General features: G+C 68.3%; 12 protein-coding genes. 9 read left to right on the plus strand and 3 right to left on the minus strand.

Annotated elements, in window-relative coordinates; translation table 11 throughout:
* Positions 1-109: 109 nt before the first annotated feature.
* Positions 110-1,834, plus strand: coding sequence for a cellulose binding domain-containing protein (locus ACIA5D_RS33580; protein ID WP_396034396.1), 1,725 nt, complete (start codon positions 110-112; stop codon positions 1,832-1,834).
* Positions 1,835-1,862: 28 nt separating this feature from the next.
* On the opposite strand, the gene ACIA5D_RS33585 is transcribed toward ACIA5D_RS33580, so the two are convergent.
* Positions 1,863-1,991, minus strand: coding sequence for a hypothetical protein (locus ACIA5D_RS33585; protein ID WP_396034397.1), 129 nt, complete (start codon positions 1,989-1,991; stop codon positions 1,863-1,865).
* A 369-nt stretch (positions 1,992-2,360) separates the two neighbouring features.
* Between ACIA5D_RS33585 and ACIA5D_RS33590 the strand changes: the two genes are divergently transcribed.
* From ACIA5D_RS33590 to ACIA5D_RS33605, 4 genes are all read left to right on the plus strand, one after another.
* Positions 2,361-3,302: a helix-turn-helix domain-containing protein gene (locus tag ACIA5D_RS33590; RefSeq protein ID WP_396034398.1), complete on the plus strand. Its 942-nt coding sequence runs from the start codon at positions 2,361-2,363 to the stop codon at positions 3,300-3,302.
* A 125-nt stretch (positions 3,303-3,427) separates the two neighbouring features.
* On the plus strand, positions 3,428-5,194 hold the full coding sequence (locus ACIA5D_RS33595; protein ID WP_396034399.1) for an FAD-dependent oxidoreductase: 1,767 nt from the start codon (positions 3,428-3,430) through the stop codon (positions 5,192-5,194).
* A complete protein-coding gene (locus ACIA5D_RS33600; protein WP_396034400.1) occupies positions 5,119-5,649 on the plus strand; it encodes an iron-containing alcohol dehydrogenase in 531 nt (176 codons plus the stop codon). Before ACIA5D_RS33595 ends, ACIA5D_RS33600 begins: the two co-directional genes overlap by 76 nt.
* Positions 5,646-6,710 (plus strand): dioxygenase, encoded by a 1,065-nt coding sequence (locus tag ACIA5D_RS33605; RefSeq protein ID WP_396034401.1) that lies wholly within the window; start codon positions 5,646-5,648, stop codon positions 6,708-6,710. Before ACIA5D_RS33600 ends, ACIA5D_RS33605 begins: the two co-directional genes overlap by 4 nt.
* On the opposite strand, the gene ACIA5D_RS33610 is transcribed toward ACIA5D_RS33605, so the two are convergent.
* Entirely contained in the window at positions 6,684-7,070 is a 387-nt protein-coding gene (locus tag ACIA5D_RS33610; RefSeq protein ID WP_396034402.1) for a response regulator transcription factor, read from the minus strand. The two genes, ACIA5D_RS33605 and ACIA5D_RS33610, sit on opposite strands and share 27 nt — an antisense overlap.
* 180 nt (positions 7,071-7,250) lie before the next feature.
* On the opposite strand from ACIA5D_RS33610, the gene ACIA5D_RS33615 reads away from it, so the two are divergent.
* Positions 7,251-7,967: a FadR/GntR family transcriptional regulator gene (locus ACIA5D_RS33615; RefSeq protein WP_396034403.1), complete on the plus strand. Its 717-nt coding sequence runs from the start codon at positions 7,251-7,253 to the stop codon at positions 7,965-7,967.
* A gap of 35 nt (positions 7,968-8,002) precedes the next feature.
* Here the strand turns inward: ACIA5D_RS33615 and ACIA5D_RS33620 are convergent, their stop codons facing one another.
* On the minus strand, positions 8,003-9,337 hold the full coding sequence (locus ACIA5D_RS33620) for an enolase C-terminal domain-like protein (RefSeq protein WP_396034404.1): 1,335 nt from the start codon (positions 9,335-9,337) through the stop codon (positions 8,003-8,005).
* A gap of 241 nt (positions 9,338-9,578) precedes the next feature.
* On the opposite strand from ACIA5D_RS33620, the gene ACIA5D_RS33625 reads away from it, so the two are divergent.
* Genes ACIA5D_RS33625 through ACIA5D_RS33635 form a run of 3 tightly spaced genes read left to right on the plus strand, consistent with a single transcriptional unit; the run spans position 9,579 to position 12,468 of the window.
* Positions 9,579-10,727 carry an ABC transporter permease gene (locus ACIA5D_RS33625; protein ID WP_396034405.1) on the plus strand — a complete coding sequence of 383 codons (1,149 nt, stop codon included), beginning with the start codon at positions 9,579-9,581 and terminating at the stop codon, positions 10,725-10,727.
* Between the two features lie 38 nt (positions 10,728-10,765).
* Positions 10,766-11,485 (plus strand): ATP-binding cassette domain-containing protein, encoded by a 720-nt coding sequence (locus tag ACIA5D_RS33630; RefSeq protein WP_396034406.1) that lies wholly within the window; start codon positions 10,766-10,768, stop codon positions 11,483-11,485.
* A 38-nt stretch (positions 11,486-11,523) separates the two neighbouring features.
* Positions 11,524-12,468: a sugar ABC transporter substrate-binding protein gene (locus ACIA5D_RS33635; protein ID WP_396034407.1), complete on the plus strand. Its 945-nt coding sequence runs from the start codon at positions 11,524-11,526 to the stop codon at positions 12,466-12,468.
* Positions 12,469-12,711: the final 243 nt, after the last annotated feature.

The raw sequence follows: 12,711 nt of genomic DNA on the forward strand, positions 1-12,711 counted from the left end.
CCATTGATAGCCGCCTCAGTATGGGAGCGCTCCCAACATCGACCTTTTGTTCGGTGAAGCGAGGCTCTCATGCAATTCCGACGAGCTTCCTGTTCCAAGGAGTCATCCGATGAGGAAACTCAGACTGGCGAACGCCTCGCTGGTGCCTGCCGCCGCCGTCCTGCTGGCATCGGCTGCGGTCGCCGTGGCGTTGCCGGCCGGAGCCGCAGCCGCCGGTTGTGCGGTGAATTATGCGGTGTCGTCGCAATGGCAGGGCGGCTTCGGCGCCGACGTCACCATCACCAATCTCGGTGATCCGCTCACGAGCTGGACGCTGACCTGGTCCTACAGCGCCGGCCAGACCGTCACGCAGGCGTGGAACACGACGCTGACGCAAAGCGGTGCCGCGGTCACCGCCAAGAACGTCAGCTACAACGGCGCCATTGCCACCAACGGCACGGCCTCGTTCGGCTTCAACGGCTCATGGACGGGCAGCAACCCCGCTCCGACGAGCTTCGCAGTGAACGGCGTGGCCTGCACCGGAGGTACGGCGCCGACAACCGACCCCACGACCGCGCCGACCAGCGCGCCGACCACGGCCCCCACCACCGCGCCGACCACGGCGCCCCCGGCCGCAGCGGACATCACCGTGAACACCGCCACCAAGTACCAGACGATCGACGGGTTCGGGGCTGGCGTATCGATCTGGGGTGGCGCGTGGTCGACGACCGAGACACAGACTCTGGCCGGCGTGGGCGCCAACCAACTGGGCCTGTCGATCGTGCGTACCGGCATCTCCCCGGTCTCCAGCGAGTGGGCGACGCAGGTCAGCGCCCTGAAGACGGCGAAGTCGTCGGGCTCGAACGCGAAGATCCTCGCGTCGCCGTGGACCGCGCCGGCAGCGTGGAAGACCAACAACAGCCGCATCAACGGCGGCAAACTCAAGACCGACTACTACGACGACTACGCCAACTACCTCAACGACTACGTCACGTACATGAAGAACCAGGGCGTGACCATCGATGTCGTCTCGATCCAGAACGAGCCGGACTGGCACCCTGCCTACGACTCGATGGACTGGAGTGGTGACGAGCTGCGCAACTTCGTCCGCGACCAGGGCTCCAAAGTCAAGAACACCAAGCTGATGGTCGCCGAGGGCGTGAACTTCAACTACGGCCTGACCGACCCGACCCTCAACGATGCGACCGCCCGCAACAACATCGGCTACATCGGCGGGCACCTGTACGGCACGGAGGACGCCGGCCGGCTCAAGGCGTACCCGCTGGCCGCGCAGTACAGCAAGCCGGTGTGGATGACCGAGTGGAACTACCACGCGGCCGCCGGCGACACCTCCACCGCCTGGGGCGACGCCGGTAACCAGGCGGTCTGGGACGAGACGCTCGACACGGTCATGCGCACGGTGAACAAGTCGATGGAAGCCAACTGGAGCGCTTACATCTGGTGGTACGGCAAGCGCTACTACTCGTTCATCGGCGACGGCAGCGCCGGCACCACTACGGGGGCGCCGCTCAAGCGTGGCTACGCCTTCTCGCAGTACGCGAAGTACGTCCGCCCCGGTGACCAGCGAGTCGGTCTGATCAAGAGCTCCAAGGCCGCACCGCTGGAAGTGACCGCCTACCAGGGCGGCGGAAAGATCACGCTGGTGATCCTGAACCGGTCGACCAGCGCGGTGAACAACGCCGTGATCCAGGCGCCGCAGACCGTCACCAAGGCCGAGGACTACCTCACCTCCCGGACCGCCAACGCGGCCGGCCAGCCGACCAGCGTCAACGGCGGACAGGTCACCGTCAACGTCCCCGCCCGCAGCATATCCACCGTCGTATTCACCCTCTGAATTCCGCCGCCGCCTCGGAGAGCGCAGGTCAGGACTCGGGCGTGAGCGTGAGCTGCCCCGGTGCGACTGTCACGAACAGCATCCATCGGTCGCCCTGTCCCCGGGTGATGTGCCCCGCGCCCGTGTCATCGTCGATGAAGGCCACGTCAGCTGCCACGGGCCGGGTTACGGTCCCGTCGCCCGTTTCGTTCTCGGCACATCCGTTGAGTGTGATGCCCAGCTGCGGCTCAGTCGTGGCCCGTTGTGCCATTTGCCTGGCGCGTAGGCGCCGTCACCGTAGTCGTGGCGCGTCACGAAGGCGCCCTTGGACCTCGGCCATCGGGCAGTCGCCGGCACCGGCGCCAGGGAGTCCGGCCAACGGAACGGCTCGGAGCGGGATACGCCAGTCCTTGAACAAACCTGTCACCAGCTCTTGCCTTGACGACGGGCCCGGTTTCTTCTTTGTCGATCTTGAGAACCAGAAGCGGCCGACGAGCCTTGGAGTTCGGCGGGGCGCCGGCCTGGCCGGCGCGGCTACACTGCGGCGATGAGGCAGATGCTGCCCGCGCCGCTGGCGTTCTCCACGGCCGGCCTGCCCGAGAGTCGACGTGTCGAGCTTTGGGAGAGTCACAACGCCGCGGCACTCATCGGCCTGCGCTGCCGCACGCTCACCGCCTCCGTCCTGGAGGCGACCGAGATCAACGTGCAGCTGGAGCGGATCCACCTCGCCCGCGTGCGAGGCAACCCCCATGTCGTGGAACGCGATCAGGCACTCGTCCGGCGCCGGCCCGCCGACTCCATCGCGCTGTTCCTCAGCCTGGCCGGGGAGGCGTTCTTCTACCACGACGACGGGGTTCGCGTCGTCCAGCCCGGCGAGATGCTGATGTGCGACGCCGACCGGCCGTACCTGCGCGGGTTCTCGCACGGGCTCGAGGAGCTGGTGGTGAAGGTCCCGCGCGATGTGTTCGCCCAGGTCACCGGCCTCGAACAGGTCGTCCGGCCGGTGGTGGTGCCGTTCGGCGCCGGCGCCAGCTCGTTCGCTCGCGCCCTCGCCCGCGTGGTCGGCGCCGCGACCCGATTCGACGATCCGCAGCCGGCTGACGAGAAGGGCCTGCTGGAGCTGGTCGCCGCGGTCACCGGACCGGACCGCGGTGACCTGGTCACGGCGTACCGTGCCGCCGCCCAGGCCTACATCGACCAGCACCTCGCCGACCCGGCCTTGTCAGCGCCGCAGGTGGCCGCGGCCGTCGGCATCAGCACCCGGCACCTTTCCCGGGTGTTCGGCGAAGCCGGCACGAGCGTGCGCCAGTACGTCCTGTCCCGCCGCCTCGAGGCCGCGCACAGCCTGCTGGAGAGGCCCGCGACGACGACGACGGTCGCGGCGGTGGCCCACAGGTGCGGGTTCGCCTCGGCCGCGCACTTCTCGAACGCGTTCCGCGCCCACTTCGGGGAGCGCGCCTCCGACGTACGCCGGCGCGCCGGGGCCTGATCGCACGGCTTGCGTGAATCGGCCATCGGTTCGCGTTCCCGCCGAGATGCCCGTCACCTGTCGACTCGGCGGCGGGGTTTGCCGACACTGGCTCGCGAAGACCGGCGGCGAGGAAAGGTGTGCCGATGCCCGAGTTCAACGATGGCCAGAAGGTTGTTCAGACCGACGTGCTGATCGTCGGCTCCGGACCGGCCGGATCGGCGGCCGCGCTGTTCCTCGCCACCCTGGGCGTCCGCAATATCATGATCACCAAGTACCGCTGGACCGCGAACACGCCGCGAGCACACATCACCAACCAACGGGCCATGGAGATCTTCCGGGACATGGGGATCGAGGACCAGATCCTCGCCGAGGCCACCCCGCACCACCTCATCGGCGACACCGTGTTCTGCACGTCGATCGCGGGTGAGGAGATCGGCCGGATCCGCACCTGGGGCACCGGCGCCGAGCGCGAGGGCGACTACCGCCTCGCCTCGCCGTGCCTGACCGTGGACCTCCCCCAGACGTACCTGGAACCGATTCTGGTGAAGAACGCGACGGTGCGCGGCACGCAGTCACGGTTCTCCACCGAGTACCTGTCGCACACCCAGGACGCCGACGGCGTCGACGTCCTGGTCCACGACCGGCTCACCGGTGCGACGTACACGATCCGAGCGAAGTACCTGATCGGCGCGGACGGCGCGCGGTCGAAGGTCGCCGCCGACATCGGGCTGCCGTACGAGGGCGCCATGGACATCGCCGGCTCGATGAACATCACCTTCAAGGCCGACATCAGCGCCTACTGCGACCACCGGCCATCGGTGCTGTACTGGGTCGTCCAGCCCGGCTCCAACGTGGGCGGCATCGGCGCCGGCCTGGTCCGGATGGTCCGGCCGTGGAACGAGTGGCTGATCGTGTGGGGCTACGACATCAACGACGAGCCGCCGGTCGTCGACGACCGCGCCGCCACCCAGATCGTCCGCAGCCTGCTCGGCATGCCCGACCTGGAGGTGGAGATCACCGGCGCCTCGCTGTGGGGCAACAACGAGATGTACGCGACGCACCTGCAGTCCGGTCGAGTGTTCTGCGCCGGCGACGCCGTGCACCGGCACCCGCCGAGCAATGGTCTGGGCTCCAACACGTCGATCCAGGACTCCTACAACCTGGCGTGGAAACTCGCCGCGGTGCTCAAGGGCCAGGCGTCCCCGTCGTTGCTCGAGACCTACTCCACCGAGCGCGCCCCGGTCGCCGAACGCATCGTGAAACGCGCCAACAAATCCAGCCGCGAGTTCGTGGACCTGTTCGTCGCGCTGGGTATCACGGAGGCCGAGACCGAGGCGGAGATGGTTCGCCGGATCGAGGAACGCAAGGCGAACACGCCCGCGGGCGCAGCCAAGCGCGCCGCCCTCGTCAAGGCGATGGAGTTGAAGAACTACGAGTTCAACGCGCACGGCGTCGAACTCGGCCAGTTCTACGAGTCCGCCGCGGTCGTATCCGACGGCACGTCCAGGCCCGAGCCCCGTCGCGACCCCGACCTGTACCACCAGGCGTCGACCGTGCCGGGAGCTCACCTGCCGCACGCGTGGGTCGGCGACCAGACGCGCAAGCTCGCCATGATGGATCTCGCCCCGTACACGCGATTCACCCTGCTCACCGGCATCGCCGGCGAGGCGTGGGCGGACGCCGCCGCGGCGGTCGCCGACGAGTTCGGCATCGACCTGGCCACCGTCGTCATCGGGCCTGGCCACGACGTCACCGACCTCTACTACGACTGGTCCCGGCTTCGCGAGATCGATGAGAGCGGCGCGCTGCTCGTACGCCCGGACAAGCACATCGGATGGCGCGCGGCCGCCCTGTCCGACGACCCGGCGACCGCGCTGCGCGAGGCATTGAGTCAGATCCTGGGCCGGTGACGCGTGCGGTTCGAACACGAGACACTCGCCCAGCGCATCCGGTTCGCGTCCGGCGGCGCGGCGGCCCTGCGGGAGGAGGTCGCCCGGCTCGGCGCATCCCAGGTGATGGTGATTGCCCGGGCCACGTCCTCGGCGGCATGGGGCTGCCCCACGCGCCCACACACGCCGTCGTCCTCCCCTACGTTCTCGCCCTCAACGCACCGGCCACGCCGGCCGCCGCCGACCGCATGGCCCGGGCCATGAGCAGCGGCACCGCTCTCGCCGGCCCGCAAGCCCTGCGCCGACGCCTCGACGCGCCCCGGGCGCTGCGCGACTGCGGCTTCGACGAGGCGCGGATCCCCGCGGCGGTCGAGGCAGTACTGCCGGCCGTGCCGGACACCAATCCCGTCGCGGTCACCGCCCGCGACCTGCACCGCCTGCTGTACGACGTCTGGGAAGGGAACGACCCGCGATGACCATCTCCGAGGAACAACACGACCGGGAAGCCGAGCTGGTCGAGCGGGTGCTGGCCTCGTTCGACGGAACCGCCGACGCCCGGCTACGGCAGATCATGCGGTCGCTGGTCACGCACCTGCACGGGTTCCTGCGCGACGTGCGGCTCACCGAAGAGGAATGGAAGCAAGGCATCGACTTCCTCACCGCCGCCGGCCATCTCACCAGCGACCGGCGCCAGGAGTTCATCCTGCTCTCCGACACGCTCGGCGCCTCGATGCAGACCATAGCCATCAACAACGAGGCGTACGCGAACGCGACCGAGGCGACGGTGTTCGGCCAGTTCTTCGTCGAAGACTCACCTGCCATCCCGCTCGGCGGCGACGTTGCCAGCAGCGCCACCGGCCGGCCGTGCTGGGTCTCGGGCACCGTTCGCGACACCGCCGGCAACCCCGTGGCCGGCGCCCGGATCGAGGTCTGGGAAGCCGACGAGGACGGCTTCTACGACGTCCAGTACGGCGACGACCGCACAGCTGGACGCGGCCACCTCTTCAGCGGCGCGGACGGGGACTTCCGCTTCTGGGCCGTCACCCCCACGCCGTACCCGATCCCGCACGACGGCCCGGTCGGCGCGATGCTCGCCGCCACTGGTCGCTCCCCGATGCGGGCAGCACACCTGCATTTCATGGTCACCGCCGCCGGTCTGCGCACCCTGGTGACGCACATCTTCGTACGCGGGGACGAGCTGCTCGACCGGGACAGCGTATTCGGCGTGAAGGACTCACTCGTCATGGACTTCACCGAGCAGAGCAGGGACACCCCTACCCCGGACGGGCGCGACCTCGGCAGGCGGGCATGGTCGCGCGTCCACTTCGACATCGTGCTGGCGCCGGCGCCAGTCGGAGCGGTCACCCCGACCGGCACCGGCTTGCTGAACAACGCCGAGTCTGAGCGGGTTCGCCGAGATCACCGTCGGCGGGTCCCCCGCTTTGATGGGGCGGTCCGGCCGCATCCGGCGCCGCCAACATCGGGTCGCGAATCTTCTCTTTGCCGTGCCTCATCGGATCTCAGGCCTTGCCGATGACTCGGTGACCCAGGCGGCGACCTGAACGCGCGACGTAAAGCCAAGTTTCATGAGGATGTGTTCGACGTGGGACCCGGCGGTGCTTCGCGAGATGACCAGGCGTCGGGCGATTTCCTTGTTGGTCATTCCTTGGGCGATGAGGTCGGCGACCTGCCGCTCCCGTTGGGTAAGAACCTCGCCGTCGCTGGGCGGTGGCACCGCTGAGGGCTCGATCGCGATCTGAGCGGCGTCCTCAAGGGCGTAGGTTAGGGCTTGGCTCAGGCTCATGGCGTTGCCGGAGCGTCTGGCTGTCTCGAACGCCGTATCTCCGACTGACGTTCGGGCATTGGCGACCTCGGCATCCTCGGCAGAGTTTGTCATTCAGAGTTACAAACTCTACGCGACACCCGGTGATACGCGCGTGCCGCTCCTCGGCGTTGTGGCGTCGGCGGGGTCGGCCCCGCTTGGCTGGGCGTGAGGGATTGGCAGCCGCCGCGCCGACCCTCCGGGGCTGCTTGTTACCCTGCGTCGCGTGGGGGCCCACTGCGAAGGAACCGTTCCATGTCGCTGACCGACAAGGCCATCGCCCGGATCCGGGAGCTCATCCAGTCGGGTGAGCTGGCGCCCGGCTCGAAGCTGCCCCCCGAGGCACAGCTCGCCGCTCAGCTGGGCCTGTCCCGCAACCTCATGCGTGAGGCAGTCAAGTCGCTCGCTGTGGCCCGCGTGCTGGAGGTTCGCCGCGGCGACGGCACCTACGTGACCAGCCTGCAACCGGACCTCTTGCTCGGCGGTCTCGGCGGTGCGGTGGAACTGCTCCAGGTAGACGCCGGCACGCTGCTCGATCTCATGGAGGTGCGCCGCCTGTTCGAGCCGGTGGCCACCGCGCTGGCGGCGACCCGCATCGCGAATCGGGATCTCGCCGAGGTCGAGCGGCACCTCGACGGCATGCGGCAGGCGCGCGATGACGTGGAGTTGCTCAACCAGCACGATGCCGCGTTCCACCGTGCCGTGATCGCGGCCACCGGCAATGAGACCCTGGTGACACTGCTCGAGGGCATCTCCAGCCGTACGGTGCGCGCCCGGATCTGGCGGGGGCTCGTCGACGGCGACGCCGCGGGGCGCACCCTGGCCGAGCACGAGGCCATCCATGCCGCGTTGGTCGCTCGCGACGGGCCGCTCGCGCAGGCGGCTGCTCTGGTGCACGTGAGCAGCACCGAACGATGGCTGCGCGACCACCTGGGCGTTGAGGGCGCGGTCGCCGGAACGGAGTCGGAGTGACTCGGCGAAAACCTGCCTGCCCGGACGCTACCGGATCACCGGTGTAGACGGCTCTCAGCATTTTCCTCCCGGGAGCGGGCATCGCGCCAGTAGGCGCCGTCGGGATAGCGGAACGTCGCGAGCGACTCGGGTCGCATCCGCACTCCGAATCCGGGGTCGGACGGCAGCCGGTAACGCCCGCGCACCACCCGCACGGGGCTGGTGAAGTGCTCGTGCAAGTTGTCGACGTACTCCAGCAGCCGGCCCTCCATCGTGCCGCTTATGCAGACGTAGTCCACTATCGCCAGGTGTTGGACCAGCTCGCACAGTCCGACGCCGCCGGCGTGCGGGCAGACCGGCACGCCGAGCTTGGCGGCCATCAACAGGACCGGCACGATCTCGTTGACGCTGGCGAGGCGGCACGAGTCGATCTGGCAGTAGTCCAGCGCGCCGGCGGCCAGCAGTTGCTTGAACATGACCCGGTTGTGGGCGTGTTCCCCGGTGGCCACCCGGACCGGAGCAACCTCGGCCCGGATCCGGGCATGGCCGGCGATGTCGTCCGGGCTCGTCGGCTCCTCGATCCACAACGGCGCGAACTGGGCGAGCTCGTTGACCCAGGTGATCGCGCCGGCAACCTCCCACACCTGGTTCGCGTCCATCAACAGCGTGCCGTCGGGGCCAAGCTCCTGGCGGGCGATTGCCAGGCGTCGCTTGTCGTCCGTGATGTCGGCGCCGACCTTGATCTTTATCGCCGACCAGCCGTCCGCCGTGGCCTCTCGGCACAGGCGCCTCAGCTTGTCGTCGGGATACCCGAGCCATCCCGGTCCGCTGGTGTATCCGGGGTAGCCGACTTCGGCGAGGTGTTCGATCCGTGTTGCCCGGCCCGGTGCCAGCCGCTCCAGCATCTCTTCGGCCTCACCCCGGGTGAGCAGGTCGGACAGGTAGCGGAAGTCGCAGGCCGCCACCAGGTCGGCCGGCGGCATCTCGGCCACGAAACGCCAAACGGGCTTTCCGGCCTGCCGCGCCACCAGGTCCCAGACCGCGTTCAGCACGGCGGCGGCTGCCAGGTGGACGACGCCCTTCTCCGGGCCGAGCCAGCGCAGCTGGCTGTCGCCGGTGAGCTGTCGGTAGGTCGGGCCGAGCGTGGTCGCCAGGTCGTCGACGTCGCGGCCGAGCAGCGGACCGGCTATCTGCCGCGCGGCCTGGACGCACAAGTCGGTGCCGCGCCCGATGGTGAAACTCAGGCCGTGGCCGGACAGGTCGGTATCGGTTCCGAGCACCACATAGGCCGCGGAATAGTCGCCGTCCGGGTGCATGGCGTCGGACCCGGCCAGGGTGGCGGAAGTAGGAAAACGGACATCGATGACGTCGATTGCGCTGATCCTGGGCATGACACGCTCCAGCGTTAATTGATCCCATGAATCATGGCGACGATACGAGCGGGGTTTAGTCACCGTCAAGAATTGGCCTAGCCATATATATCTAAATGCGGGCAAAATAAACGACGGACGTTTCATCCTCGTTACCAAGCTGCAGCAACCGACTCTAGACATGGGATGAATCGAGTAATACATTTCGGCTACCCAGCGCAGCCACGACTCACCAGCCTCGTTCGGCACGGTGGAGGTTTCTATGGCATCCGACGCGGCCGGGCGCGACGCCCCGCCAGGCGAGGCCGCCGCGCACCACAGATCCGTGGCCCCGCCAGACTTGGCGTGGCCGGCGGGCTACCGGCCAAAAGGCACCGAACCGGCGATCGGCGGGACGCCGCCCGCCGGTTCGCCCGCCGTCGATCCCCGCCGCCGCAATCTGGCCGGCCTCGGCCTTGGCGCCCTACGCGTCGGCCCGGCACTGATGTTGCTGGTTGTCGTGTTGGTCGCAAGTGCCCTGTCGCCGGTGTTCTTCACGACCCGCAACCTCGGCAACGTGTTCAGCCAGACTGCGGTGATCGCGATCCTCGCGCTGGCTCAGCTATTGGTGATCGTGACTCGCGGGATCGACCTGTCCGTCGGATCGACTCTGGCGCTGTCCGCGGTCGTCGGGGCGCTGGTCTTCGATGCGGTGCCGTCGGGGCCGCTGGTCATCCTCGCCATGCTCGCCACCGGCACGGCGGTCGGGGCAGTAAACGGGGCCGTCCTCGTCTGGGGCCGGCTACCCCATCCATTCATCATGACCCTGGCCATGCTCAGCATCGCCCGCGGGCTGGCGTTGTGGCTCTCCGGCGGGCAGCCCATCGCCGGTATGCCACCGGTGGTGCAGCGGATCGGTGGCGGGGCGCTCGGGTGGCTGCCGTACTCGGCTTTCCTGGTGGCCGGCCTCGCGCTGCTGACGCTGCTGCTGACCAAATCGATGGTCTGGGGTCGCTGGATCTTCGCGGTGGGCGGCAACCCGGACGCCGCCCGGCGGGCCGCCATCCCGGTCAACGGCGTGACGGTTTCCGTGTACGTGCTCAGTGGACTCGCCGCGGGTATCGCCGGGATGGTCAACGCCGGCCGCCTCGACGGTGGGTCGCCCACCTTCGGCGAGCTGGCCGAGCTGGACGCGATCGCCGCGGTCGTGATCGGCGGAGCGAGCTTCCACGGCGGCCGCGGGCACGTCGGCAACGCACTCGTGGGTGCCCTCATGATCGGCGTCATCCGCAACGCGATGAACCTGCTCGACGTCAACGCGTTCCTGCAGCCGATCGTGATCGGTGTCGTGATCGTCCTGGCGGTCGAGCTCGACGTTCTCCGCGGGAGCCTGGAAGGGCGACTCCGGATACTGCAGGCGGCTCGGTCATGACCCCGCCGGGCTCGCCCGCACTCAGCGTACGGAATGCGATGAAGCGCTTCGGCGCGGTCGTGGCGCTCGACGGCGTGGACGTCGAAGCCCGGCGAGGTGAGGTGCTCGCCCTGCTCGGCGACAACGGCGCCGGCAAGTCGACGCTGATCAAGTGCATCACGGGGGTGCACCGGCTGGACTCCGGCGCCGTCGAAATGGACGGTGTCCCGGTCGACCCGGGCTCACCGGCCGCGGCGCGTGCGCTGGGTATCGAAACCGTCTATCAGGATCTCGCATTGTTCGACAACCTCGATCCCGCGGCGAACTTCTACGCCGGACGAGAGCTGACCATGCCGGGATGGCTACCACGCGGACTCCGCCTGGTCCGCCGGCGGGCCATGGTCGACGCAACCGTGAAAGTGCTGCGCCGGCTCGAGGTGGGCGTCGCCGACGTCCGCACGCCCGTCGGTCTCATGTCCGGCGGTCAGCGCCAGGCCATCGCCGTCGCGCGGGCGGCCGCTTTCGCGACCAACGTGGTGATCCTCGACGAGCCAACGGCGGCCTTGGGCGTACGGGAATCCCGCCACGTCCTCGACCTCATCCTGCGGCTGCGCGCCGAGGGCCTCGCCATCATCGTCGTGTCTCACGCCATGGACCACGTGATGGAGATTGCGGACCGGGCCGTGGTGCTGCGCCGCGGCCGTGCGGTCGGGGAACTGATCCCCCGGCCGGAAAACAAGGAACAGATCGTGTCCCTGATCGTAGGCGGGAACGGCTGACCTCTCGCCGACGGACAAGCCAACGAAGGCAGAGAAATATGCGAGTCAAATCGGTTCTTGTCGCGACCCTGGCAACTCTGACGCTCGTCTCCTGCTCATCCGGCAAAGGCTCGGGTGATTCCGGGGCCAGTGGAAGCGAGCAACTGACGGTCGGCTTCATCACCAAATTCCCGGTGGATTTCTACGACACCATGGTCGACGCGGTGAAGAAATACGACGACCAGCACGCCGACGTCGAGGTCATCTTCGGTCAAGGCAAGAGTGGCACCGACGACGAAGGTGAGATCAACACAATAGAGAACATGATCGCGAAGGGCGTCAAGGCCATCGCGATCACGCCGACCAGCCCGGCCGTGCAGACCGCGCTGGACAAGGCGGTCAAGGCCGGTATCAAGGTCGTGCTGGTGGACAACGACATACCCGGCTGGACCGCCAAGAGCTCGGTGGTGGCCACCGACAACCTGGCCGGCGGCAAGCTCGCCGGCACCTGGCTCGCCGGGCACCTACCGGCCGGGGCGACCATCGGGATTCTTCAGGGCCGGGTGGGCAACCCCTCCCTGGACGACCGGGTCAAGGGCCTCAAGGAAACTCTCGGCAGCAAGGCCGCCGTCGTCGCTGAGCCGGCGACCGACTGCGACCAGACCAAGGGCCTGAACGCCGCGCAGGACCTGCTCACCGCACACCCGAACCTGACGGCGATCTACGGCGCCTGCGGACCGCCGATCGTCGGCGCGCTTCAGGCCATCAAGAGCGCCGGCAAGAATCCGGGCGACATCACGGTGGTGGGGTTCGACGCATCACCGGACGAACTGAAAGCGATCAAGGCAGGCGACCAGACCGGATCGGTGGCACAGTTCCCCGCCAAGATGGGCTCGCTCGGCATCGAGACCGCGGTCGCGGCCGCCCGCGGCCAGTCGGTGCAGCCCAACGTCGACACCGGCACCGAGATGGTCACGAAGGACAACGTCACCTCGTTCAGCTGACCGGTTCACTTCTTTGGTTTCGCGAATGTCGCCCGCCGTTTCGACAGACCCGTGGGCCTCAGAGCGAAGCGTTCCTTTCCCCGGCCTCGGGGTGCTGACTCCCTGGCTCCCCGAGGCCGCCCTCATGTCGCTACATCTTCCGAAACGACTGAGAGAGGCGAGGCACGATGCACAAGATATTTCTGGGCCGCACGGCGGTTCGGTTCGGCGCGGTGCTGTTGATGGCGGGTGGTGTGGGCTTGG

Source organism: Actinoplanes sp. NPDC051513 (genome assembly GCF_044454685.1).
Classification (GTDB): domain Bacteria; phylum Actinomycetota; class Actinomycetes; order Mycobacteriales; family Micromonosporaceae; genus Actinoplanes.